We start from the raw sequence: 23,647 nt of genomic DNA on the forward strand, positions 1-23,647 counted from the left end.
AAGGAAGTGAGATGGAACGCAAACACGAGAAGTATGAACGCCTGATTGCTCGCTGTAAAACCCTGTCACCAACTCCGACCGCTGTTGCCCATCCCTGTGACGAGAATTCGCTCAAGGGGGCGGTAGAGGCTGCAGAAATGGGAATCCTGCAGCCGATTCTGGTCGGCCCCCGTAGCAAGATCGAAGCAGTGGCGGCACAGTTCGGGCTCGATATCTCGAAGTTCGAACTGGTGGATGTGCCGCATAGCGTTGCCGCTGCCGAGGCTGCTGTACAGCTGGCCCGCGAAGGGCGGGCTGAGTTGCTGATGAAGGGCAGCCTGCATACCGATGAACTGATGGCTGCCGTGGTGCGCAGCGGCACCGGCTTGCGAACGGCGCGGCGGATCAGTCACTGCTTCATCATGGATGTGCCGAGCCTCGACCGGGCGATTATCGTGACCGATGCGGCAATCAACATCTTTCCAAGCATGGAAGACAAGATGCACATCATTCAAAACGCCATCGATCTGGCGCTCTCGCTGGGGATCGAGCAACCCAAGGTGGCGATACTCTCAGCCATGGAAACGATCAATCCGAAACTCCAATCGACCATCGAAGCAGGTGCGCTTTGCAAAATGGCGGATCGCGGCCAGATTACCGGCGGTATTCTCGATGGCCCGCTGGCGCTCGACAATGCAGTCGATCTCAATGCAGCCAAGATCAAGAAGATCGAATCACCGGTTGCCGGCAAGGCCGATATCCTGGTCGTGCCGGATCTCGAGGCCGGCAACATGCTGGCCAAGAGCCTGAGTTTCATGGCGGATGCCGACGCTGCCGGCATCGTACTCGGCGCTCGCGTGCCGATCATTCTGACCAGCCGCGCCGATTCGGTGCTGACGCGACTTGCTTCCTGTGCCGTTGCCGCGCTGGTTGCCCGGAACAGGCGGGAGAATGCCAGCAAGGTGGTGGCCTGATCCATGCCACTCGACCTTCAAGCATGCGCTGGCGCGCCTGCCTTGTACCTTAGCTTTGTAGTGCCAAAGAAAGGTGCACCGTGCCATCGGAAACCTCGGAAGTCATTGGCCAACCGCTACGCTTGAAGACGCCAAGCATTGCGGTGTTGTGCGGCAGAACTTCAGCGATGAAGGTCTTGATGCCGGCGCCGATCGCAATCCGGCCGAGATGCTTGAGCAGGCGGCCGGCAATGCCTAGTCGATGAAAGTCTTCCTCAACGAGAAATGCCACTTCGGCGCTATCCTCGCCAGCCCGGACATAGCTTGCCGAGGCAATCACGATTTCCCGACCTTCCTGCATTACGGTACAGAGCAATATGACCCGGCGATCAAAGTCGGTTTCGCGAAAACGCTGGAGTTCCGCCGGCGATATTTCTTTCTTGGGGCCGAAAAAGCGCAGATAGACTGATTCCGGATTGAGCTGATGAAACGCTTCGACAATCCTTTCGCTGTCATCCGGGCGTGATGCCCGGATACATATGTCGAGGCCGTTTCTGAGGGATTCTGTTTCGGCGTACTGACGGATGTCGCTCATGATGCACATCTCCTTGCCAACTTTTGGTCTATCGGGAATTGCCGTGCTGAATAATAGATCTTCCGAATGCTGCTTGTTGCCGTGATCTGAGATCGAGGTGATATTTCCCAATCATATCCAAGAAAGCATCTCCGGAAAATGAAGGTTGTCGGGTATTGAGGATCTGCTTTGTGCTGCCTATCATGAACCGATAGAACCTTTGCATAATAAGTTTCGGCCAAATCATCATTGGCGGTGCTGGAGAAAAGTTATGAAGACAGTTCGCTCGCTGACATTGAATTTTATCGATGGCAAAAAAATGTCCTTTGAGTTTCCGGAGCAGGTTGAAATTAACGCCGCTCGACAGTTGATGCTGAAAAGTCTTTGGGAGAGCGATCGGCTGGTGGTCGAAGTCGATGGGGATTTTTTGATTTTCCCGATGAGTAACATCCGCTATTTTCAAATCTCTGTTCCCGGGGCACTTGAGGAGCAGTTGAAACTTCCTTCCCATACCATTTACGGAGCTTCAATCGTCGGTTGACAAGGCGATGGGGGGCGAATTGCCGGGTTGGTGAAATAACCATCAACAGCGTCAACTAACTCGCCGAGGGGCATCCGCTAAGCAACGAGCTCAAGGCCTCTTGACGCGCAAGACGGCTTGGTTGCTCCGGCCGGGCTCAGTGCCCCTTGATTAGCGATATGTTGCAATAGCGATCTGTCGTTCGTTGGCGACAGTTAAATATTCGGAAAAACAGGCATTTAGCTGCGTGGCCCCTGCAGCTGTCGCCGTTTAACGACAATTGCAAGGGCGCTGTTTCAAAATTGTGCCGAAAAATCATCGGAATGCTGTTTGGCATGGAATTTGCTATGCCTTGTTTGCTTCCTGTGCAACCTTGCCAAGCTCTGTTTCAGGATAAATCCCGGTTTCCGAATTTGAGGTTTTTTTGTATGACACGTCACCCCGTCAAAGTTGTTCTTGCATCCCTGCTGATGGCGCTGTCAGTGCCGACTTTTGCCGATGGCGATGGGCATCGGCATCACCACAAGCATCATCGGCACTACGGCCATGATCATTACCGGGATGACTATCGTCGTGGGCCGTGCCGGGTCGATGGCTGGTACGACCGCCATGGTCATTATCGGGAGCGGAGCGTCTGCGGCGAGAGCAGGGTGATGGTGCCGGTACCGGCTCCGGCAATTTACCTGCAACCGCCCTCGGTCGTGATCCAGCCGCCTGGCGTTTATCTGCGCTGAGCGAATGCCTCCGGGTTGGCGATCTGCCGGTTATCAGGGCTTTTCGAATTGTTCTCAAACAAGCACTTTGCGGAGTGCTTTTTTGTTGCCCGCTCAGATTGGGGGCATGCTGCCGCTGAGGCTGGCGGCGTAGCAGCGTTTTTCCGCGGCGGATAGCTGTTTGATCCGGTATTCGGCTTTCGAGGCGGTTGAGCGATCCGGGTGGCACTCGACCCCGAGCAGCCGTGAGGGCGTATGCGAGCGGGTATAGCGGGCCCCCTTGCCGGCGCAGTGGGCGGCGTAGCGGGCGGCGACGTCGACGGTGATGCCGGTGTAGATGCTGCCGTCGCGACATTCGATCAGGTACAGGAACCAGGACTTGGGCTCAGTCATGATGGTTGATGCGGCCGAGGGCAGCGCGGATGCGTTGTATGGTTTCTTCGACCGGTGCTTGGCGGGAAACCTCCAGCCCGAGATCACGGGCGATGGCATTGACCTTGGCGGCATTGAGCGGAATACCGCCGCGGTCGACGGCTGAAATCAGCGATTTTGCCCGGGCGATTTCAGAGAGCGGTGCCTCCTTGGGTGAAAAAAGCCCTTTGATCCAGACAAAAATGCCTTTGTGCCGCTGCGATCCCATACACTTGCTTCTTTTGAAAGCGACAAGGATACATGGATGGGCCAGCCAAGGATTCCGGCAAGCAAAAATCCCTTGCCTTCACGCCGGCAAAAAGCCGCCCGGGGGCGCCTTTGAGCGAGTTGGTGATGAGTCGGGCGACGCTGGCCGAAGCCGATTTGCCGCCTTACCCGGGGATCGCCCTGGAGAATGTGACCCTGGTCGCCTCCGAGGCACAGGCGGCAGACGCGCTGGTGGCCTTGATGGCGGCCGAGGTGATTGGCTTCGATACCGAATCCAAGCCGACCTTCCTCAAGGGCGAGGTGTCGACCGGGCCGCATCTGGTGCAACTGGCGACCGATCGCCGGACCTACCTGTTTCCGCTCTCCCGCTCCTCCGACGGCGCGGCCTTGAAGATCGTGCTGGAGGCGACGCAACTCCTGAAGGTCGGCTTTGGCCTGGGCAACGACCGCAGTGCGCTGAAATCCCGCTTTGGCATCGATCTGCGCAATGTCCTCGATCTCGGCGAAGTACTGCGCGGCCCCGGGCATAAAGGTACCGTTGGCGCCAAGGTGGCGGTGGCGCATTACTTTGGCCAGAAATTGCAGAAGTCCAAAAAAACCGGGACGAGCAATTGGGCCAGCCGCCAATTGAGTGAACGGCAATTGCTCTATGCGGCCAATGATGCCCATGTCGCGCTGCAGATTTATCATGTCTGGCGGCGTGAGCGCGACAAGCAAGCAGCGCTTTGAGCCGGCCTTTTCAACCTTCGATGCAAATAGCAAAAGAACTCAACATGCCTGACAGTTTTCCGACCCTCTCTGTTGTTGAAACCCGTGTTCTCGCCACGCTGGTCGAGAAGCAGCGGACAGTGCCGGATACCTATCCGATGTCGCTGAATGCGCTGGCCGCAGGCTGCAACCAGAAGACGAGCCGCAACCCGGTGCTGGAACTCGGGGAATCCGACATCCTGCAAGCGATCGATAGCCTGAAAGAGGCCCGGCTGGTTAGCGAAGTCAGCGGTAGCCGGGTGCCGCGTTTTGCCCATCAGTTCGAGCGCGTGCTCGGCGTGCCGACCCAGGCTTCGGCCCTGATCACGGTGTTGATGCTGCGCGGGCCGCAAACGGCCGGTGAATTGCGGCTGAATTGCGAGCGCCTGCACAAATTCGCCGACATCTCGTCGGTCGAAGCCTTTCTCGAGGAACTGGCGAGCCGCCCCGAGGGCGGCCTAGTCCTTGAACTGCCACGCCTGCCCGGCGCCCGCGAGAACCGCTGGACGCACTTGCTGAGCGGCCAGCCGGCCATCGAGCAAGCGCCGGCCAGCGTTTCCGGTTCGCGTTCGGAAATCGAAGAACTGCGCACGCGCGTCGCGGCACTGGAAAACGAAGTGGGCGAATTGCGGGCAGCGCTTGAGCGCGTGCTGGCTGGCTGATGGCAAAGCCGAGTTTGGACTGGGGCAAAACGCCTTTCGCTCCGCAAGGCGAAGGCAGCTTGCCGGCCCGTCGCCATGGTGACAAATAAGTGAGCGCAATCGATCCCTACGCCATTCTCGGCGTTTCGCCTGAAGCCGGTCCGGCCGAATGGAAGCGAGCCTATCGCCGGCTGGCCATGCGCTGGCATCCGGACCGCAGCGATCATCCGGAGGCGACCGAGCGTTTCAAGGAGATTCGCGCCGCCTACGACCAGCTTGCTGCGGTCGACCTGCCGGAAGAGGCAAAAACCGAGGCTGAGGAAACCGAGGCCAGCAGTCCGGAGCCCGAAGAAACGGTCGCCCGTGCCGCCGACATCCGCCTCAATCTGGAACTGGATCTGGAGGAAGCGGCCAGCGGTTGCCGCAAGACCATTCGCTATACCCGCGGCAAGGCCTGTCCGACCTGCGAGGGGAGCGGCGAGTCCGGGTTTGCCCGTACCCGCTTTTGCGAAGCCTGCCACGGCAGCGGCCGGGTACGCGATGCCCAGCGTGTCCTGTTGCCGTGCGAGGCCTGTGCCGGGCGCGGATTCTTCAGCGAGCGCATTTGCCCCGGCTGTTCGGGCAGCGGCCGCGAACTGGCCGAGGTCAGCCTGGAAATCACCGTGCCGCCCGGCATGCTGGCCGGCGACGAGCTGCGCCTGGCCGGGCAGGGCGAGCCGGGCGATGGCGAACTGCTGCCGGGCGATCTCTACCTGACGCTGATTCTCCGTTCGCACCCGCTCTATCAGTTGCGCGGGCGCGATCTGCATTTCCGGATGCCGGTCAGTGCGCTGGCCTTGATTGCCGGTGGCGACGTCGAATTGCCGTCGCTGGCCGGGCCGTTCATTCAGGCGCTGGATGCCGGTAGTGCCGAAACGCGAAGCCTGTGCCTGGCCGGCAAGGGGTATCCCGGGCGAGGCAGGAATCCGGTCGGTGATCTGCTGGTCGAGCTGACCCCGGTGTTTCCCGCCCGGCTCAGTGTTCGCCAGCGCAAACTGCTGTTGCAGGCCAATGCCGCCCTGCTCGACGATATCGAGGCGGCACTGCCGGATATTCTGGCTTGGCGGCAGGCCAACGGGCTTGCCTAACCAAGATTTGCGGCATTTGGACGGCAACGGGGGGCGGGTATTCCCGAAGTCGCTGTCATGCGATTTACCGATATAGTGCCTTAGCGCCAGGGTATATCCGCTGACCATAAATTGCCGATCTCCCTGGTGTCGACCGGCCGTGCCGGTCTGTTCGCTTGCCCACCAAAGGAGATCTCAATGAATACAAAAAAGAAGCTGTTCGCCGCCGGCCTGCTGCTGGCCACCTCGCTGGCCGCCCAGGCCCAGTTGGTCGACAAGAAGGCGCTGACCCTGGCTGAAGCGCGCAAGGCGATGGCCGCGGCCACCGCCGAGGCCAAGAACAATGGCTGGAATGTGGTGATTGTCGTCGCCGACGATGCCGGTTATCCGCTGACCATCGACCGTCTCGATAATGCTCAGCGGCCCAGCGTTGATATTTCGATCGGCAAGGCAAGGACTGCGGCACTCTTCCGCCGTCCGAGCGGGGCGCTGGAAGAAGCCATCAACAAGGGCCGGCCGGCGCTGCTTTCGGTCGACGGCCAGGTTTTCCTGCAGGGCGGGGTGCCGATCATCGTCAATGGCGACGTGATCGGCGCGGTCGGCGTTTCCGGTGTCCGGGCCGACCAGGACGAACAGGTCGCCATGGCCGGGGCCAAGGCGGTCAGCCGCTAAGCGACGATGGTCGGCTGCGTCTGGCCGGTCTAGGCCTCTTCGGCATCCTGCGGGCGGCACAGGATGCCGTTGTCGCGCAGCCAGGCCTTGTAGGCTTTCATCACCGGCCGCGAAATCATCGTTTCGGCGAGCAAGCGCTTTTCGTAGATGAACATGGCCAGCGCCTCATCCATTGCCGTCCGTGCCTGCTCGATCAGGGCGTGGTATTCCTCGCCGATCAGCTTACCCGGGCGGTTTTTCACGACGTCGTAGAGGCAGCCGATGACTACCTTGTCGTGCTCGTTCATCTTGCACTTGCCGTCGAGAATCTTGAGCATGACGGTGGTCGTGCAGTCGATGTGCACGGGATCGACGAGGTGTTGCCCGGCCCAGCGGGCAGCGTGCTCAATGCTGTAGTTCATGCTCTGTCTGTTTTCCCACAATTGGCTGACCGAGCTTCCGGTCAAGCAATAAGAAAGCCAGTCAGGCCTTGGGTGCGGGGTTGAATTTATAGCGTTTTGGCAGGTCGACCGCAGCAATGGTCTGTACGGGCAGTCCTTGCCAGGCGATGTCGCCCTGGCCGCTTTCCAGCAAGGCGATGAAGGCCGGGTCGTCCACTGCTTGGCCATCCGGTGTTCGGCATTCGGTCAGAACCCGGGGCAGATCGCGGTCGTCGAGCAGGCCGATGCCGAGTTCCGTCTCCAGCAGCAGGTTGCCGTCCTCGTCGAGGTAAATGGCCTTGACGGTGCCGGTCGCCTGGCCGGTGTGGCTGAGGAAGCAGTCGGCTTCGCGGCGAAAAACCCAGGGGGTGTAGGCCAGCGCAACGAAAACCCGTTGCGGGCCATTCTGCACAAACCAGCAGCCTGATTCGTCACAACCGTACTGTCGGTTGATGAATTGAATCAGGCCGCTGTGCGTGACGCGCTCTCCCTGCAGGCGCCAGTCGCCCCGCCGGTCGAGCGACAACCAGTCGTAACAGGCGGGGACGTTGGGCCACTTGGCGATGGCAGAGAGATCGACGGTCATCAGTCGGCGTACGCTTCCATCGGCGGGCAGGCGCAGTTCAGGTTGCGGTCGCCATAGACATCGTCAATGCGATTGACGCTCGGCCAGAACTTGTTGGCCGCCACCCAGGCGAGCGGGAAGACGGCTTGCTGGCGGCTGTACGGATGCTTCCAGTCGGCATCGATGACGTCCGCCTGGGAATGCGGGGCATTCTTCAGCGGATTGTTGTCGGCCGTCCAGACGCCATTTTCGATCTGGCGGATTTCCTCGCGAATGCTGATCAGGGCCGCAATGAAGCGGTCCAGTTCGGCTTTCGATTCGGATTCCGTCGGCTCGACCATGATCGTGCCGGCGACCGGGAAGGACACCGTCGGCGCATGGAAACCGTAGTCCATCAGGCGCTTGGCGATGTCGATCTCGGCGATGCCGGTCGCCGCCTTGATCGGGCGAATGTCGAGGATGCACTCGTGGGCGACGCGGCCATTCTTACCGGTATAGAGCACCGGGTAATGGGCGTTCAGCTGTTGCGCGACGTAGTTGGCGTTGAGGATGGCCACTTGCGTCGCCTTCTTGACGCCGGCGCCGCCGAGCATCGCCATGTACATCCAGGAAATGGTCAGGATCGAGGCCGAACCGAAGGGGGCGGCGGACACCGCGCCCTGGCCGGCATTGACGCGGTTGGCGTCGCCGGTCGGCTGGACAGCGTGGTCGGCCATGAACGGTGCCAGATGCGCCTTCAGGCCGATCGGACCCATGCCCGGTCCGCCGCCGCCGTGCGGGATGGCGAAGGTCTTGTGCAGGTTCATGTGGCTGACGTCGGCACCGATGAAGCCGGGCGAGGTCAGGCCAACCTGGGCGTTGAGGTTGGCGCCGTCCATATACACTTGGCCACCATTGGCATGGACGATGGCGCAGATGTCCTTGACCGCTTCCTCGAACACGCCGTGCGTGGACGGGTAGGTGATCATCAGGCAGGCGAGGTCGTCCTTGTGCTCTTCGGCCTTGGCCTTGAGGTCGCTGACGTCCACGTTGCCGTTTTCGTCGCAATCGACGACGACGACCTTCATGTTGGCCATCTGGGCGGTCGCCGGGTTGGTGCCGTGCGCCGATTTCGGGATCAGGCAGACGTTGCGGTGTTCTTCGCCGCGACTGGCGTGGTAGCGGTCGATGGCGACCAGGCCGGCGTACTCGCCTTGGGCGCCGGAGTTCGGCTGCATGCAGATGGCGTCAAAACCGGTGACGGTCTTCAGCCATTCGGTCAGGCCGGCGATCATTTCCAGATAGCCGACCGCCTGGTCACGCGGCGCGAAGGGGTGCAGGCCGCCGAATTCCGGCCAGGTGACCGGGATCATCTCGCTGGTCGCATTCAGCTTCATGGTACAGGAGCCAAGCGAGATCATCGAGTGGTCGAGGGCCAGGTCCTTGTTCTGCAGCGACTTCAGGTAGCGCAGCATCTCGTGTTCGGTGTGATGCGTGTTGAACACCGGGTGCTGCAGCACGGCGTCGCTGCGGATCAGTTCGGCCGGCAGGGTCGGATCAGCCGCAGCCACCTGGGCGTCGATCAGGTCCAGGTCGAGCGTGACCTGGCTGATCAGCTTGAACAGCGTCGCGACGTCGTGGCGGCTGGTCGTTTCGTCGAAGGAAACACCGAGCACGCCGGCCGAGACGCGGCGCAGGTTGTAGCCGGCGGCCAGCGCATCGTGATAAACCGTTTCGGCACGGGCGCCGAGGTCGAAATGCACGGTGTCGTAGAATTGCTTGGTCAGCAAGGTGACGCCGGCCCGCTTCAGGCCTTCGGCCAGAATGGCGGTCAGGCGGTGGATACGGCCGGCAATGGTGCGCAGGCCTTCGGCGCCGTGATAGACGGCGTACATGCCGGCCATATTGGCGAGCAAAACCTGCGAGGTACAGATGTTGGAGTTGGCCTTCTCGCGGCGAATGTGCTGCTCGCGGGTCTGCAGCGTCATGCGGTAGGCGGTGTTGCCGCGGGCATCCTTCGAGACGCCGATGATGCGGCCCGGCATCGAGCGGACGAAGGCTTCGCGGGTGGCGAAGAAGGCGGCGTGCGGGCCGCCGAAGCCCATCGGGATGCCGAAGCGCTGGCTGGAGCCGAGCGCGATGTCGGCGCCCATGGTGCCGGGCGACTTGAGCAGGAGCAGCGCCATCAGGTCGCTGGCGACGGCTACCGTGGCGCCCTTGGCCTTGAGGCTGGCGATGAGGGCGCTCAGGTCGCGCACTTCGCCGTTGTCGTTCGGGTACTGGAGCAGGGCGCCGAAGAATTCTTCGTCTTTTACCGTGTCGACCCCAGGGCCAGCCGTTGTTTCTGTGGTCGCAGCAATCACCAATTCGAAGCCAAAATAGCCGGCCCGGGTCTTGACGACGTCGATGGTCTGCGGGAAGCAGGCGGCATCGACCAGGAAGCGGTTGGACTTCGACTTGGAAACGCGGCGCGCCATGGTCATCGCTTCGGCGGCGGCAGTCGCTTCGTCGAGCAGCGAGGCGTTGGCAATTTCCAGCCCGGTCAGGTCGACCACCATCTGCTGGAAGTTCATCAGCGCTTCCAGGCGACCCTGGGCGATTTCGGCTTGGTAGGGCGTGTAGGCGGTGTACCAGCCCGGGTTTTCCATGACGTTGCGCAGGATGACCTTGGGCGTCAGCGTGTCGTAATAGCCCATGCCGATGCAGGACTTGTTGACGACGTTCTTGCTGGCAATGGCCTTCAGCGCTGCCAGTGCTTCGTGCTCGCGCTGCGGGGCGGGCAGCGCCAGGTCGGCCGGCAGGCGGATGGCGGCGGGCACGGTCTGGTCGATCAGTTGTTCGAGGCTGTCGGCGCCGATGGCGGCTAGCATGGCGGCCATCTCAGTGGCGCAGGGGCCGATGTGGCGGTCGATGAACTCGTCGTGCTGCTCCAGGGCTGAAAGAGGAAGATTCAACGGCATGGAAATCCTTGCATGAGAAATACGTGAAGACGTCATCCCCGCAGCGGCGGGGATGCAGTGGCTAGATCGTTCTGGGCTCCCGCTGGTGCCACCCAAGCGTACTTCCTGCGGGGCGCGGGAGCGACATGCAGCGCTTAGGCGGCGTCGGCGACAGCCTGGTAGGCAGCAGCGTCGAGCATCTTGTCGAGGTCGGCGACGTTGTCCGGCGTCATCTTGAACAGCCAGGCGCTGTAGGCGTCCTGATTGACCGACTCCGGCGCATCGGCGGCAGCCTGGTTCACTTCGGTGACGGTGCCGGCGATCGGCGCGTAAACGTCGGCGGCGGCCTTGACCGATTCGACGACGGCGATTTCCTTTTCGGCATCGAAATGGGCGCCGACTTCCGGCAGCTCGACGAATACGAGGTCGCCGAGGGCTTCCTGGGCGTGGTCGGTGATGCCGACGGTAACGCTGCCATCAGCGTTGAGCAGCATCCATTCGTGGGAGGTGGCGTACTTGAGGTTGGCGGGAACGTTGGACATGCTTTTCTCCTGAATGGGGGTAATTAAATGACTGCCTTGCCGTTGCGGGCGAATACGGGTTTGACGACCTTGGCCTTGAGCAGCTTGCCGCGGATGTCGACTTCGACCTCGTCACCGACCTGCACGCCGAGCGGCAGACGGGCGAGGGCGATGGATTGCTGCAGGGTCGGCGAGAAGCTGCCGGAAGTGATTTCACCTTCACCCTGCGCGGTGATGACTTTCTGGTGGCCGCGCAGCACGCCCTTGTCGAGCAGGACCAGGCCAAGGAACTGCTTTTTCTGGCCGGCTGCGGTCAACGCAGCTTTACCGACAAAATCGCGCTCGGTATTGAGCGAAACGGTCCACGCCAGACCGGCGTCGAGCGGCGAAACCGTCTCGTCCATGTCCTGGCCGTAGAGGTTCATGCCGGCTTCCAGGCGCAGCGTGTCGCGGGCACCGAGGCCACAGGGGGCAACGCCGGCGGCATTCAGCTTGTTCCACATGGCTTCGGCTTCGCCGGCCGGCAGCATGATTTCGTAGCCATCTTCACCGGTGTAGCCGGTGCTGGCGATGAAGTACTGGTCGACTTCTGCAGCAAAGAAAGGCTTCAGGTCGGCAATTGCGGCCTTGGCCTGGGGGAGGACTTCCCAGACCTTGGTGCGGGCATTCGGGCCCTGCACGGCGATGATGCCGAGGGCGTTTGCACCATCGCGGCGCTGGGTGATGGTCACGTCGAGCTTCCATTCGGCGATCTTGGCCTGCATCCAGGCCAGGTCCTTCTCGGCGGTGCCGGCATTGACGACGATGCGGAAGCGGGTTTCGGTCAGGAAATAGATGATCAGGTCGTCGATGACGCCGCCGGCCTCGTTGAGCATGGCGGCGTAGAGCGCCTTGCCGGAGACCTTGAGCTTGGCGACATCGTTGGCGACGAGGCGGGACAGGAAAGCACGGCAATCGGCGCCGACGACATCGACCGGGCACATGTGCGAGACATCGAACATGCCGCAGTTGGTACGCACCGCGTGGTGCTCCTCGATCTGCGAACCGTAATTGACCGGCATGTCCCAGCCGCCAAAATCGACCATCCGGGCGCCCATTGCGCGGTGGGCTGCGTTCAAAACCGTTTGCTTCAGCATATCAATCCTTTACTGACGTTTTATGACGTCGGTTCTAGAAACGGAAAAGGGGTGAAACGAAAGAACGAATCTTGCGTTTCACCCCTCTGTCCTCGATACCTGAGAGATTTGCCCCATCGGTGGGCGCTGTTGACGCCGCTCTCCAGAGTTTCGGCTGAATTTATGCAATCCGTCCGGTTTCATGGTCCTTTTACCTGAGCGTTTTCGGGTGAAATTGCGCCTTCGGCGGCAGACTTGATCTGCGCTCTCCCATGGAACGGAAGGCACTATAACGGGATGCCGGCATCTAATCAACCTGCTGCGCCGCACAATGGAAGCCGGGCGCCCAGGGCCTTCATGATAAACTCCACATTTACCTTGCATTCAGTACCGTGACGCCAGTCAACTTCGATTTCCACTGTCATTCCACCGTCTCCGACGGGCTCCTGCCACCCCACGAGGTGGCAAAAAGAGCCGCGGCCAATGGTGTCGACCTTTGGGCGCTGACCGACCATGACGATCTGGGCGGTCTCGCCGAAGCCAGGACGGTGGCCGAGGAATGCGGCATGGCCTTCGTCAACGGCGTTGAGATTTCCATCGAATGGCAGGGGGTGCCGATCCACATCGTCGGCCTTGGTTTCGATGCCGCGCATCCGGGGCTGAAGAACGGCCTTGAAGAATTGCGCGTCGGCCGCATCGAGCGCGCCAAACGGATGGGCGAGGCGCTGGCGGCAATCAATATCCCGGGTGTTTACGAAGGGGCGCTCTGTTACGCGACCAACCCCAGCCTGATTTCCCGCGCCCATTTCGCTCGCTACATGGTGTCGATCGGCATCGCCCGCGATGTGCCCGGAGTTTTTCAGCATTACCTGACGCCGGGCAAGCCGGGTTACGTCGACCACCGCTGGGCGACGCTGGCCGATGCCATCGGCTGGATCAATGCGGCCGGCGGCGTGGCGGTGGTGGCCCATCCTGGACGTTACAAGATGTCCGGCGGTGACATGCGCAAGTTTCTCGATGCTTTCAAGGAATTGGGTGGGCAGGGGATCGAAGTGACCTGCGGTAGCCATTCGCCCGACCATGTCATGCATTTCGCCCGACTGGTTCGGCATTACGCCTTCCATGCCTCGCGCGGTTCCGATTTTCACGGGCCGGCCGAGAGCTACGTCGACCTCGGCAAGCTGCCGCAACTGCCGGAAGACCTGAAACCGGTCTGGCGTCTGATTTGTTGATTCTATGGCCCGTGTTGTAAATATTCATCCCGATTCGCCGCAGCAGCGCCTGCTCGCCCAGGCGGCCGAGTTCATTCGTGACGGCGGTGTCGTCGCCCTGCCGACCGACTCCTGCTATGCCTTGGGTTGCCATCTCGGCGACAAGGAGGCGATGGATCGCATTCGCCTGATTCGCCAGATGGACGAGCGTCACCATCTGACGCTGATGGTGCGCGACCTCTCGGAAATCGCCCATTTCGCCCGTGTCGATAATGCCCAGTACCGGCTACTCAAGTCGGCAACGCCGGGCAGTTATACCTTCATTCTCGAAGGCACCAAGGAATTGCCGCGCCGCGTGTTGCATCCGAAACGCAAGACGATCGGCCTGCGTGTGCCCAGTCATCCGGTGGCACTGGCCCTGCTTGAGGAACTCAACGAACCGCTGCTGACAACGACGCTGCAACTGCCGGGCGACGAGTTGCCGCTGACCGAAGGCTGGGAGATTCAGGATCGTCTGGAAGACCAGCTTGAGCTGATTCTCGATGCCGGCCACTGCGGCACCGAGCCGACCACGATCATCGACCTGACCGGTTCGACGCCTGAGCTGATCCGGGCGGGACGCGGTTCGCTGACCCCGTTCGGACTCGATTGAAGCGATGCTCGAAAGCCTGATCCAGACGCTGGCGGTCGCCGCCTTGCCGGTGATATTTGCAATCACCTTGCATGAGGCGGCGCATGGCTACGCGGCCCGCCATTTTGGCGACCCGACTGCCTGGCAACTGGGGCGCATCAGCCTTAATCCACTGCGCCATATCGACCTGTGGGGCACCATTGTTATTCCAGTCGCCATTTTGCTTTTTTCTGGCGGTTCCTTTCTGTTCGGGTATGCCAAGCCGGTGCCGGTCGATTTCGGTCGCCTGCGCAACCCGAAGCGCGACATGCTCTGGGTCGCGGCGGCCGGGCCGGGCGCCAACCTGTTCATGGCGTTGTGCTGGGCTGGCATGCTCAAGCTTGCCTGGCTGATGCCCGGCAACGATTTCACCTTGCCGCTATCCGAGATGAGCAAGATCGGCATCATGGTCAATTGTGTGCTGATGGTGCTCAATCTGATGCCGCTGCCCCCGCTCGACGGCGGACGGATTGCCGTCAGCCTGCTGCCGCACAAGCTGGCCTGGAAATTCGCCCAGCTTGAACCTTGGGGCTTCCCCATTTTGCTGGTGTTGTTGTTCACCGGTATCCTCGGCACCGTTATGAATCCGCTGGTGATTTTCGCCGCGCGGACTATCGAATCCATTTTTGGACTTTACTGATCGACTATGTACGCAGAACGTGTTCTTTCCGGCATGCGCCCGACCGGCGCTCTCCACCTTGGCCACTACCACGGGGTTCTCAAGAACTGGGTCAAACTCCAGCATGAATATCCCTGCCTGTTCTTCGTTGCCGACTGGCATGCCCTGACGACGCATTACGACAATCCGCTGGGCATCGAGCAGGCGACCTGGGACATGGTCATCGACTGGCTGGCGGCCGGCGTCGATCCGAATCAGGCGACGCTGTTCATCCAGTCCAAGGTGCCGGAGCATGCCGAACTGCATCTGCTGATGTCGATGATGACGCCGCTCGGCTGGCTGGAGCGCGTGCCGACCTACAAGGATCAGCAGGAAAAACTGGCCGGCAAGGATCTGACGACCTACGGTTTCCTTGGCTATCCGCTGCTGATGAGCGCCGACATCCTGATCTACCGTGCCGACAAGGTGCCGGTCGGCGAAGACCAGATTCCGCACGTCGAATTTACCCGCGAACTGGCGCGCCGCTTCAATCACATGTACGGCCGCGAACCCGGTTTCGAAGACAAGGCGCGCGAGGCGGTCAAGAAGCTGGGCAGCAAGAAGGCGCGTCTCTACGAAGAGTTGCGCACCCGTTTCCAGCAGAACGGCGACAAGGAAGCCGTCGAGCAGGCCAAGGCCATGCTCAACGAAATCCAGCACATGTCGGCCATCGACCGCGAGCGCCTGTTCGGTTTCCTGGAGGGGACCGGCAAGATGATCCTGGTCGAGCCGGGCTACCTGCTGACCGAGGAATCGAAGATGCCGGGGCTGGATGGGCAGAAGATGTCCAAGTCGTATCACAACACGATCACCATGCGCGAATCGGAAGAGTCGGTGACCAAGAAGGTGCGCAGCATGCCGACCGACACCAATCGTGTCCGCCGCACCGACCCGGGCGATCCGGCGCGCTGCCCGGTTTGGCAACTGCATCAGGTCTATTCCGACGACAGCACCAAGGAATGGGTGCAGCAAGGGTGCAAGACGGCCGGCATCGGTTGCATCGAATGCAAGCAGCCGGTCATCGAGGGTATCCTGAAGGAGCAGGCGCCGATGCGCGAGCGGGCTCAGGTCTATCTGGACGATCCGACGCTGGTCAAGAACATCATCGCCGACGGTTGCGAGAAGGCCCGTGAGCTGGCGCGCGAAACGATGCGCGATGTCCGTGAGTCGATGGGGCTGGAATACCATTGATGTTCGGCTACGACTGGGAATCCCTGATCTGGATCGGCATCGGCTTTGGCGGCCAGGCGCTGTTCATGATGCGCTTCGTCATCCAGTGGTGGAGCAGCGAGAAGGCCAAGAAGGTCGTCATTCCGGTCGCCTTCTGGTATTTCAGCCTGGCCGGCAGTCTGGTGTTGGTGATCTATGCCATTCATCGCAAGGATCCGGTCTTCATTTTTGGCCAGGCGCTGCCGGTCGTGATTTATCTGCGCAACCTGCATCTGCATTACAAGGGCCAAGGCCGTTCGGCCGCCTCGTGACATGAATCTTGCGGTCGACGTCCCTCAGGCAGAGCTTTTCGTGCCTGTCGCCCGCATCTACGGCGAGGCAATGCAGACTCTGCCGCAGGATTTGTACATCCCGCCGGACGCTCTCGAAGTCATGCTCGATGCCTTCGAGGGGCCGCTCGACCTGCTGCTTTACCTGATTCGCAAGGCCAACGTCGATATCCTCGATATTCCGATGGCGCCGCTGACCCGGCAATATCTCGACTATATCGACGGCATGCAGGCCAGCAATCTGGAGCTGGCTGCAGAATATCTGGTGATGGCGGCGATGCTGATCGAGATCAAGTCGCGCATGCTGCTGCCGCGCCCGAAGCTGGGCGAGGGCGACGATGGTGAAGATCCGCGCGCCGAACTGGTTCGTCGCTTGATGGAATACGAGCAGATGAAGCTCGCCGGCCAGAATCTGAACGAAATGCCGCAGGCCGAGCGCGAGTTCTTCTGGGTCGAAACCCTGGTCGAAAAATCGCTTTATGTCCGTCTGCCGGAGGTTTCGGTCGAGGATCTGAAAGAGGCCTGGATGAGCATCGTGCGCCAGGCCAGGCTGACCAAGAATCACAAGATCAGTCGCGAAGAGTTGTCGGTTCGCGAACATATGGGCATTATCCTGCGCCTTTTGCAGGAACGCGGCGGTTTTGTCCAGTTTGAAACCATGTTCGATCCGGCGATGGGAGCGCCCGGCCTGGTCGTGCATTTTCTTGCCATGCTCGAGCTGGCCCGCGAAAAACTGGTCGAATTTACCCAAACCGAGGCGTTTCAGCCCATTTACGTGAGAGTGCATCAAGGTGGAACCGAGCCTAGTCAAGAAAGTGCTTGAAGCGGCGTTGCTCGCCGCTCGCGAGCCGATGACACCGCTCGAGTTGCGCAAGATGTTCGATGACGAATTGTCGACCGATACCTTGCGCAAACTGCTCGACCAGTTGCGTGCCGAGTATGCCAAACGCCCGGTCGAACTGATCCAGCTTGCTTCCGGCTGGCGTTTCCGGACGCGGGCCGAATACCTGCCTTACCTGGAGCGGCTGAATCCGGAAAAGCCACCGAAGTACTCGCGGGCGATGCTGGAAACGCTGGCCATCATTGCTTACCGGCAACCGGTCACCCGTGGCGACATTGAGGAAATCCGCGGTGTGGCGGTCAATAGCAATGTCGTCAAAACACTGGAAGAACGCGGCTGGATCGACGTTGTCGGACATCGCGAGACGCCCGGTCGGCCGGCACTGTTTGCCACGACCAAACAATTTCTTGATGATCTGGGCTTGCGTAGCGTCAGCGAACTGCCGCCGCTCGAACAAATCAGCCAGACACTGGAGCTGAACCATGAAAAATAAACGTACGCCTTTCCGTCAATCGCCCGCCAAGGGCGAGGGCGGCCCCGAAAATCGCCCGGAAAACGGCGTCGACCGCAGCCGGGGCGCCGTGCGCGGCAAAGCTCCGCAGCACGGCACCGACGAGGCGCCGGCCGGCGAGCCGGTCGCCAAGCCGAAGCGCCAGCGTCTGGGGCCGCAGTCCGGGCGGGCCAACCGCGGCACCGTTGGCCGCAACGGCAAAGCCTTGCTCGAATCCAAGCCGGAACGCTTGCAAAAGGTGCTGGCCCAGGCCGGCATCGGTTCGCGACGCGAAATGGAGGAGTGGATCGCCGCCGGCCGGATCAGCGTCAATGGCGTGACGGCGCAACTCGGGCAAAGCGTGATCCCGACCGACAAGGTCAAGATCGGCGGCCGCCTGGTCAATTTGCGCTTCACGACGACCAGGACACCGCGCGTCGTCATGTATCACAAGCCGGAAGGCGAAATCGTTTCGCGCGACGATCCGGATGGTCGGCCATCGGTCTTCAGCGCGCTGCCGCGCATTCGTGGTGGGCGATGGATTGCCGTCGGGCGTCTCGACTTCAATACCTCGGGTCTGCTGCTGTTTACGACCTCGGGCGAACTGGCCAACAAGCTGATGCATCCGAGTTCGGAGCTGGTCCGCGAGTACGCCGTCCGTGTTCTGGGGGTGTTGAGCGATGAGTCGAAGCGGTTGCTATTGAGCGGCGTTGAGCTGGAAGACGGTCCAGCCAGTTTTGCCTCTTTGGAAGACCGTGGCGGCGAGGGGGCCAATCACTGGTACCACGTGACGCTGTTTGAAGGTCGCAATCGCGAAGTGCGCCGGATGTTCGAGGCAGTCAATTGCACGGTCAGTCGCCTGATTCGCGTCCGTTACGGCCCGTTCGGCCTGCCGCCGCAACTGAAACGCGGTCGTGTACGCGAACTGGAGGAGGCGGAAGTCAAGGTTTTTATGCGCGAACTTGAGAAATCGCTCAAACCGGCAGCCGAGCTTCCCGAGAACGCATAAAGTCGGCCGGGTTCATTTACGGGGAGGAGTAAACTCGTTATAATTCACGGGTTTGTTCCTCTCGTCGTTTCTGGCGAGGCATCTTCTTTCTTGAGGTGGGCGTTTCGCCCATTTTTTATTTGTGGCTATGGATTTAAACACGCTGCTTGAAACGACCGTAGTTGGTCTGGGTTATGAACTCGTCGATGTCGAGATGTCGCCGCGCGGTCGGACGATCCGCGTCTTCATCGATCTCCCCGAAAAGGAGAGCGGGATTGATGTCGAGGATTGCGCCAAGGTTTCCAACCAGTTGTCGCGCGTCTTCGAAGTCGAGAACATCGATTTTGATCGGCTGGAGATTTCTTCGCCGGGCCTGGATCGCGTCGTCAAGAAGGCGGAAGATTTCGAGCGCTTCGCCGGGCAGGATATCCAGATCAAGTTGCGCATTCCGCATGGTGGCCGCCGCAATTTTCAGGGCGAGTTGCTTGGCTGCAAGGATGGCAAGGTCGGCCTGCGTCTGGAAAAAGATGAAGTGGAACTCGAATTTAATAACATCGAAAAGGCACGTCTCGTGCCGCGATTCGACTGAAGGACTAGGAGGTTTTAGCCCATGAGCCGTGAAATGTTGCTGCTGGTCGATGCACTGGCCCGCGAAAAGAACGTCGGCAAGGAAATCGTCTTTGGCGCCCTCGAACTGGCGCTCGCTTCGGCGACCAAGAAGCGTATCCATGACGAGGCCGATGTTCGTGTCTCCATTGACCGCAATACCGGGAACTTCGAGTCCTTCCGTCGCTGGCAGGTCGTAGCCGACAACGAATACGTCAATGAGTACCTGCAGGTGCCGCTCTCCGATGCCCTGAAGGAGGATCCGGAAATCGAAGCCGGCGATACGCTTGAAGAAGCGTTGGAGCCAATCGATTTTGGTCGGATTGGTGCGCAGGCGGCCAAGCAGGTCATCCTGCAAAAAATCCGCGATGCCGAGCGCGAGCAGATTTTGGCCGATTTCCTGGATCGCAAGGAGCATGTCGTATCCGGCACCATCAAGCGCATGGAGCGTGGCAACGCCATTGTCGAAGCCGGCAAGATCGAAGCCCTGCTGCCGCGCGATCAGATGATCCCCAAGGAAAATCTGCGCGTCGGTGACCGCATTCGTGCCTACCTGCTGCGTATCGACCGTAATGCCCGTGGTCCACAGATCATCTTGTCGCGGACGGCGCCGGAATTTGTCATCCGCCTGTTCGATATGGAAGTGCCGGAAATCGCCGATGGCCTGATGGAGTTGAAGGCCTGTGCCCGCGACCCCGGTATGCGGGCCAAGATTGCCGTCAAGTCGAACGACCCACGCGTTGATCCGATCGGTACTTGTGTCGGTCTGCGTGGCTCCCGTGTCACTGCCGTGCGTAACGAAATCGGTGGCGAGAACATCGATATCGTGCTGTGGTCGGCTGACCCGGCCCAGTTCGTGATTGGTGCCCTGTCGCCGGCCGAAGTTTCCTCCATCGTCGTTGATGAGGAAAAGCATGTCATGGACGTTGTCGTCGATGAAGACAATCTGGCCATCGCCATTGGTCGGAGCGGTCAGAATGTCCGCCTGGCTTCAGAGCTGACCGGCTGGACCATCAACCTGATGACGCAGGACGAGTCGGCCAAGCGTTCCGAGGCGGAATACGCGGTGACCCGCGTCACCTTCATGGAAAAGCTGGATATCGACGAAGAACTGGCCGATCTGCTGATCGAAGAGGGCTTCTCGACGCTGGAGGAAGTGGCCTATGTGCCGCTGGCCGAAATGCTCGAAATCGAGGGGCTGGATGAGGAAATCGTTAACGAGCTGCGTAACCGTGCCCGTAACGTGCTGTTGACCGAGGCAATTGCCACGGAAGAGCAGCTGGAAAACGTGTCCGACGACCTGATGGGTCTGGAAGGCATGAACAAGGAGCTGGCCGCGAAATTGGCCAGTCACGACGTCAAGACGCGGGATGATCTCGCTGAACTGGCGGTAGATGAACTGACGGAAATGACCGGCATCGACGAAGAGCGTGCCAAGGAAATTATTCTGAAGGCACGTGCTCACTGGTTTGAGTGAGCGGGAGGTAGGAAGTATGTCCGCAACAACTGTTTCGCAATTTGCTGTTGAACTCAAAATGCCGGTCGCGGCCCTGCTCGAGCAATTGGGCAAGGCCGGTGTCGGCAAGGCTGGTAGCAACGATTCCCTGACCGATCAGGACAAGGCACGTCTGCTCGATTACCTGCGCCGGGCGCATGGTGACGAGTCGCAGACCAAAATCACGCTGACCCGCAAGCAGACCTCGGAAATCAAGGCGACCGATGCGCATGGTCGGGCCCGTACCGTTCAGGTTGAAGTCCGCAAGAAACGCGTCCTCGTCAAGCGCGAACTGGGTGAGCACCCGGAAGCTGTGACCGATGCTGCTGATCTGTCGGCGCTGGCCGAACCAGTGGTCGAGCCGGTCGTCGAGATCGTGCCCGAGCCGGAAGTCATTCCCGAGCCGGAGCCGATCGTTGAGCCGGTTGTCGAGATCGTTCCCGAGCCGGTTGTCGAAGAAGTCATCGAGCCAGTTGTCGAAGCGCCGGCCGAGGCAGTCGTCGAAAAGCCTGCACCGGTCGTTCTTGATCGTGCCGCGATCATTGGCGAGAAGGAGCTCAAGGCACGCGAGCAGGAAGCGCGTCGCTACAGCCAGCTGCGTGAAATTCAGGAACGCGAACTGAAGCAGAAGCAGGCGCGTGAAGCCGAACTGGTGCGCATGCGCCAGCAGGCCGAAGCCGCTGCCATCGCCGCCAAGGAAGCCGAGCAGGCCAAGCAGCAGGCTGCTGCCCAAGCGAAGACTCAGGAAGTGCCGACCGAGAAAGGGACGCTGCACAAGAAACCGGATGCCCCGGGCAAGAAGGCCGGCAACGGCCGGGCCGATGACGGCAAGAAAAAGCCGGGCATCAAGACCCGTGGTTCCGATGTCGGTACCTCGTGGAAAGATGGTCGCCACGGTCACAAGAAGCACGCCAGCAAGGGCGGCGACGACGGTCAGGGCAGCTTCCAGGCGCCGACCGAGCCGGTCGTCCGGGAAGTGCATATCCCGGAAACGATTTCCGTCGCCGATCTGGCCCACAAGATGGCGGTCAAGGCCACCGAAGTGATCAAGGCCATGATGAAGATGGGCTCCATGGTCACCATCAATCAGGTGTTGGACCAGGAAACCGCAATCATTGTCGTCGAGGAGATGGGTCACAAGGGCGTTGCCGCCAAACTGGACGATCCGGACGCTTTCCTCGAGGTTACTCAAGGTGTTGAACACAAGGATGTGCCGCTTGAGCATCGTGCTCCGGTCGTCACTGTCATGGGTCACGTTGACCATGGCAAGACCTCGCTGCTCGACTACATCCGTCGCGCCAAGGTTGCCTCCGGCGAAGCCGGCGGCATTACCCAGCACATCGGTGCCTATCACGTCGAAACCGAGCGCGGTATGGTGACCTTCCTCGATACTCCGGGTCACGAAGCCTTCACGGCGATGCGAGCCCGCGGTGCCAAGGCCACTGACATCGTCATCCTGGTCGTTGCGGCCGATGACGGCGTGATGCCGCAGACCAAGGAAGCCATCCACCACGCCAAGGCGGCCGGTGTGCCGCTGGTCGTTGCGATCAACAAGATGGACAAGCCGGATGCCAACCCGGATCGCGTTAAGCAGGAACTGGTGACCGAGGGCGTCATTCCGGAAGAGTACGGCGGCGATTCGCCGTTCGTGCCGGTTTCCGCCAAGAAGGGTACTGGTATCGACGAACTGCTCGAGCAGGTGCTGCTGCAAGCCGAAATTCTCGAATTGACCGCGCAGAAGGATGCGCCGGCCAAGGGCCTGATCATCGAAGCCCGTCTCGACAAGGGGCGCGGTGCGGTGGCGACGATGCTGGTCACTTCCGGTACCTTGAAGCGCGGCGATGTCGTGCTGGCTGGTCAGGTCTTCGGTCGCGTGCGTGCCATGCTCGACGAGAACGGCAAGCCGATCAACGAAGCTGGCCCGTCCATCCCGGTCGAAATCCTCGGCCTGTCCGATGTGCCGGCCGCTGGTGAAGAAGCGATCGTGCTGGCTGACGAAAAGAAAGCGCGTGAAATCGCCTTGTTCCGCCAAGGCAAGTTCCGCGACGTCAAGCTGGCCAAGCAGCAGGCTGCCAAGCTCGAAAACATGTTCCAGCAGATGGAAGAGGGCGAGATCAAGACGCTGGCCCTGATCGTCAAGGCCGACGTGCAAGGTTCGCAGGAAGCGCTGGTGCAGACCCTGGCCAAGCTGGCCAACGAAGAAGTTCGAGTCAATGTCATTCACGGTGCCGTCGGTGCCATTACCGAATCCGACGTCAATCTGGCGCAGGCTTCCGGTGCGGTCATCATCGGCTTCAATACCCGTGCCGATGCCGGCGCCCGCAAGCTGGCCGAAACCTTCGGGGTCGATATCCGTTACTACAACGTGATTTATGACGCCGTTGATGAAGTCAAGTCTGCGCTGTCCGGCATGCTGTCGCCTGAAAAGCGCGAGCAGATCACCGGTATGGTCGAGATTCGCCAGGTCTTCAACGTATCCAAGGTTGGCGCGATTGCGGGCTGTTATGTGCTGGAAGGTCTCGTCAAGCGCAATTCGCGTATCCGTCTGTTGCGCAACAATGTTGTCCAGTGGGATGGCGAGCTCGACTCGCTCAAGCGCTTCAAGGATGACGTCAAGGAAGTTCGTAGCAATTTCGAATGTGGTCTGTCGCTCAAGAACAACAACGACATTCAAGTTGGTGACCACCTCGAGGTCTACGAAATTCAGGAAGTGGCTCGCTCGCTGTAATGAAGAAAAAAGGTTTTCAGCGTAGTGATCGGGTCGCGGAGCAGGTGCGCCGCGACCTTGCCGATCTGATTCGTACGGAGTTGAAGGATCCGCGTGTTGGCATGATCAGCCTGACGGCTGTCGAGCTGACACCGGATTACGCCCACGCCAAGGTGTTTTACGCGACGCTCAATGCCGAGCATCTGGAGGAGATCGAGCGTGGCCTGAAGCGCGCTTCCGGTTTCCTGCGGCGTGAGTTGGGGCGGCGGATTCATATCCATACCTTGCCCGAGCTGCATTTCGTTTACGACAACTCCATCGAGCGCGGCGCCAGCTTGTCGCTGCTGATCGATCAGGCCAATGCGCTGAGCGATCAGACGCCGGAAGAGTAATTCCCCGC

General features: G+C 60.5%; 27 protein-coding genes and 2 riboswitches. Of the genes, 19 read left to right on the forward strand and 8 right to left on the reverse strand.

Features of this window, described 5'->3' with window-relative positions; translation table 11 throughout:
• Positions 1–11: 11 nt before the first annotated feature.
• Positions 12–953: a phosphate acetyltransferase gene (locus AT959_RS01400; RefSeq protein WP_066879819.1), complete on the forward strand. Its 942-nt coding sequence runs from the start codon at positions 12–14 to the stop codon at positions 951–953.
• A 49-nt stretch (positions 954–1,002) separates the two neighbouring features.
• Here AT959_RS01400 and AT959_RS01405 read toward each other — a convergent pair whose 3' ends face one another.
• Positions 1,003–1,638, reverse strand: coding sequence for a GNAT family N-acetyltransferase (locus AT959_RS01405; protein ID WP_157651170.1), 636 nt, complete (start codon positions 1,636–1,638; stop codon positions 1,003–1,005).
• A 139-nt stretch (positions 1,639–1,777) separates the two neighbouring features.
• Here AT959_RS01405 and AT959_RS01410 point away from each other — a divergent pair, with 139 nt between their 5' ends.
• Complete coding sequence (locus AT959_RS01410; RefSeq protein WP_066879822.1) at positions 1,778–2,047, forward strand: hypothetical protein; 270 nt, start codon at positions 1,778–1,780, stop codon at positions 2,045–2,047.
• A 407-nt stretch (positions 2,048–2,454) separates the two neighbouring features.
• Positions 2,455–2,760 carry a hypothetical protein gene (locus tag AT959_RS20825; RefSeq protein WP_157651171.1) on the forward strand — a complete coding sequence of 102 codons (306 nt, stop codon included), beginning with the start codon at positions 2,455–2,457 and terminating at the stop codon, positions 2,758–2,760.
• A gap of 93 nt (positions 2,761–2,853) precedes the next feature.
• On the opposite strand, the gene AT959_RS01415 is transcribed toward AT959_RS20825, so the two are convergent.
• Both AT959_RS01415 and AT959_RS01420 read right to left on the reverse strand, forming a co-directional pair.
• Positions 2,854–3,132 (reverse strand): GIY-YIG nuclease family protein, encoded by a 279-nt coding sequence (locus tag AT959_RS01415; protein ID WP_066879824.1) that lies wholly within the window; start codon positions 3,130–3,132, stop codon positions 2,854–2,856.
• Entirely contained in the window at positions 3,125–3,379 is a 255-nt protein-coding gene (locus tag AT959_RS01420; RefSeq protein WP_205629805.1) for a hypothetical protein, read from the reverse strand. The genes AT959_RS01415 and AT959_RS01420 overlap by 8 nt, the downstream gene beginning before the upstream one ends.
• Before the next feature lie 32 nt (positions 3,380–3,411).
• On the opposite strand from AT959_RS01420, the gene AT959_RS01425 reads away from it, so the two are divergent.
• From AT959_RS01425 to AT959_RS01440, 4 genes are all read left to right on the forward strand, one after another.
• The gene (locus AT959_RS01425) at positions 3,412–4,107 is read left to right on the forward strand and encodes a 3'-5' exonuclease (RefSeq protein ID WP_240481658.1); all 696 of its coding nucleotides are present in this window, start codon (positions 3,412–3,414) and stop codon (positions 4,105–4,107) included.
• 44 nt (positions 4,108–4,151) lie between these two features.
• On the forward strand, positions 4,152–4,787 hold the full coding sequence (locus AT959_RS01430) for a YceH family protein (RefSeq protein ID WP_066879826.1): 636 nt from the start codon (positions 4,152–4,154) through the stop codon (positions 4,785–4,787).
• 89 nt (positions 4,788–4,876) lie between these two features.
• Positions 4,877–5,893: a DnaJ C-terminal domain-containing protein gene (locus AT959_RS01435; RefSeq protein ID WP_066879829.1), complete on the forward strand. Its 1,017-nt coding sequence runs from the start codon at positions 4,877–4,879 to the stop codon at positions 5,891–5,893.
• A 177-nt stretch (positions 5,894–6,070) separates the two neighbouring features.
• Positions 6,071–6,544 (forward strand): GlcG/HbpS family heme-binding protein, encoded by a 474-nt coding sequence (locus AT959_RS01440; protein WP_083518141.1) that lies wholly within the window; start codon positions 6,071–6,073, stop codon positions 6,542–6,544.
• A 29-nt stretch (positions 6,545–6,573) separates the two neighbouring features.
• Here the strand turns inward: AT959_RS01440 and AT959_RS01445 are convergent, their stop codons facing one another.
• From AT959_RS01445 to gcvT, 5 genes are all read right to left on the reverse strand, one after another.
• Positions 6,574–6,945, reverse strand: coding sequence for a hypothetical protein (locus tag AT959_RS01445; RefSeq protein WP_066879833.1), 372 nt, complete (start codon positions 6,943–6,945; stop codon positions 6,574–6,576).
• 61 nt (positions 6,946–7,006) lie between these two features.
• The gene (locus AT959_RS01450) at positions 7,007–7,549 is read right to left on the reverse strand and encodes a DUF2946 family protein (protein WP_066879835.1); all 543 of its coding nucleotides are present in this window, start codon (positions 7,547–7,549) and stop codon (positions 7,007–7,009) included.
• Complete coding sequence (gene gcvP / locus AT959_RS01455; protein WP_066879838.1) at positions 7,549–10,467, reverse strand: aminomethyl-transferring glycine dehydrogenase; 2,919 nt, start codon at positions 10,465–10,467, stop codon at positions 7,549–7,551. Before gcvP ends, AT959_RS01450 begins: the two co-directional genes overlap by 1 nt.
• Before the next feature lie 134 nt (positions 10,468–10,601).
• On the reverse strand, positions 10,602–10,988 hold the full coding sequence (gene gcvH / locus AT959_RS01460; RefSeq protein ID WP_066879841.1) for a glycine cleavage system protein GcvH: 387 nt from the start codon (positions 10,986–10,988) through the stop codon (positions 10,602–10,604).
• A 23-nt stretch (positions 10,989–11,011) separates the two neighbouring features.
• Positions 11,012–12,103, reverse strand: a complete 1,092-nt coding sequence (gene gcvT / locus AT959_RS01465; RefSeq protein WP_066879844.1) for a glycine cleavage system aminomethyltransferase GcvT — start codon at positions 12,101–12,103, stop codon at positions 11,012–11,014.
• 76 nt (positions 12,104–12,179) lie between these two features.
• Positions 12,180–12,259, reverse strand: a riboswitch (glycine riboswitch).
• Between the two features lie 16 nt (positions 12,260–12,275).
• Positions 12,276–12,365, reverse strand: a riboswitch (glycine riboswitch).
• A gap of 109 nt (positions 12,366–12,474) precedes the next feature.
• On the opposite strand from gcvT, the gene AT959_RS01470 reads away from it, so the two are divergent.
• From AT959_RS01470 to rbfA, 12 genes are all read left to right on the forward strand, one after another.
• On the forward strand, positions 12,475–13,314 hold the full coding sequence (locus tag AT959_RS01470; protein WP_066879847.1) for a 3',5'-nucleoside bisphosphate phosphatase: 840 nt from the start codon (positions 12,475–12,477) through the stop codon (positions 13,312–13,314).
• A gap of 4 nt (positions 13,315–13,318) precedes the next feature.
• Positions 13,319–13,945: an L-threonylcarbamoyladenylate synthase gene (locus tag AT959_RS01475; protein WP_066879850.1), complete on the forward strand. Its 627-nt coding sequence runs from the start codon at positions 13,319–13,321 to the stop codon at positions 13,943–13,945.
• 4 nt (positions 13,946–13,949) lie between these two features.
• Positions 13,950–14,603 (forward strand): site-2 protease family protein, encoded by a 654-nt coding sequence (locus tag AT959_RS01480; RefSeq protein ID WP_066879853.1) that lies wholly within the window; start codon positions 13,950–13,952, stop codon positions 14,601–14,603.
• A gap of 6 nt (positions 14,604–14,609) precedes the next feature.
• Positions 14,610–15,812 (forward strand): tryptophan--tRNA ligase, encoded by a 1,203-nt coding sequence (locus AT959_RS01485; RefSeq protein WP_066879855.1) that lies wholly within the window; start codon positions 14,610–14,612, stop codon positions 15,810–15,812.
• The gene (locus tag AT959_RS01490) at positions 15,812–16,102 is read left to right on the forward strand and encodes a lipid-A-disaccharide synthase N-terminal domain-containing protein (RefSeq protein WP_066879857.1); all 291 of its coding nucleotides are present in this window, start codon (positions 15,812–15,814) and stop codon (positions 16,100–16,102) included. Before AT959_RS01485 ends, AT959_RS01490 begins: the two co-directional genes overlap by 1 nt.
• 1 nt (position 16,103) lies before the next feature.
• Entirely contained in the window at positions 16,104–16,943 is an 840-nt protein-coding gene (locus AT959_RS01495; protein ID WP_066879859.1) for a segregation and condensation protein A, read from the forward strand.
• Between the two features lie 28 nt (positions 16,944–16,971).
• Entirely contained in the window at positions 16,972–17,454 is a 483-nt protein-coding gene (gene scpB / locus AT959_RS01500; protein ID WP_240481679.1) for an SMC-Scp complex subunit ScpB, read from the forward strand.
• Entirely contained in the window at positions 17,444–18,460 is a 1,017-nt protein-coding gene (gene rluB, locus AT959_RS01505) for a 23S rRNA pseudouridine(2605) synthase RluB (protein ID WP_066879864.1), read from the forward strand. The genes scpB and rluB overlap by 11 nt, the downstream gene beginning before the upstream one ends.
• Positions 18,461–18,587: 127 nt before the next feature.
• Complete coding sequence (rimP, locus tag AT959_RS01510; protein ID WP_066879866.1) at positions 18,588–19,028, forward strand: ribosome maturation factor RimP; 441 nt, start codon at positions 18,588–18,590, stop codon at positions 19,026–19,028.
• Between the two features lie 21 nt (positions 19,029–19,049).
• Positions 19,050–20,522: a transcription termination factor NusA gene (gene nusA, locus AT959_RS01515; RefSeq protein WP_066879868.1), complete on the forward strand. Its 1,473-nt coding sequence runs from the start codon at positions 19,050–19,052 to the stop codon at positions 20,520–20,522.
• A gap of 16 nt (positions 20,523–20,538) precedes the next feature.
• The gene (infB, locus tag AT959_RS01520; protein WP_066879870.1) at positions 20,539–23,268 is read left to right on the forward strand and encodes a translation initiation factor IF-2; all 2,730 of its coding nucleotides are present in this window, start codon (positions 20,539–20,541) and stop codon (positions 23,266–23,268) included.
• A complete protein-coding gene (gene rbfA / locus AT959_RS01525; protein ID WP_066879872.1) occupies positions 23,268–23,639 on the forward strand; it encodes a 30S ribosome-binding factor RbfA in 372 nt (123 codons plus the stop codon). Before infB ends, rbfA begins: the two co-directional genes overlap by 1 nt.
• Positions 23,640–23,647: the final 8 nt, after the last annotated feature.

Source organism: Dechloromonas denitrificans (genome assembly GCF_001551835.1).
GTDB lineage: Bacteria > Pseudomonadota > Gammaproteobacteria > Burkholderiales > Rhodocyclaceae > Azonexus > Azonexus denitrificans.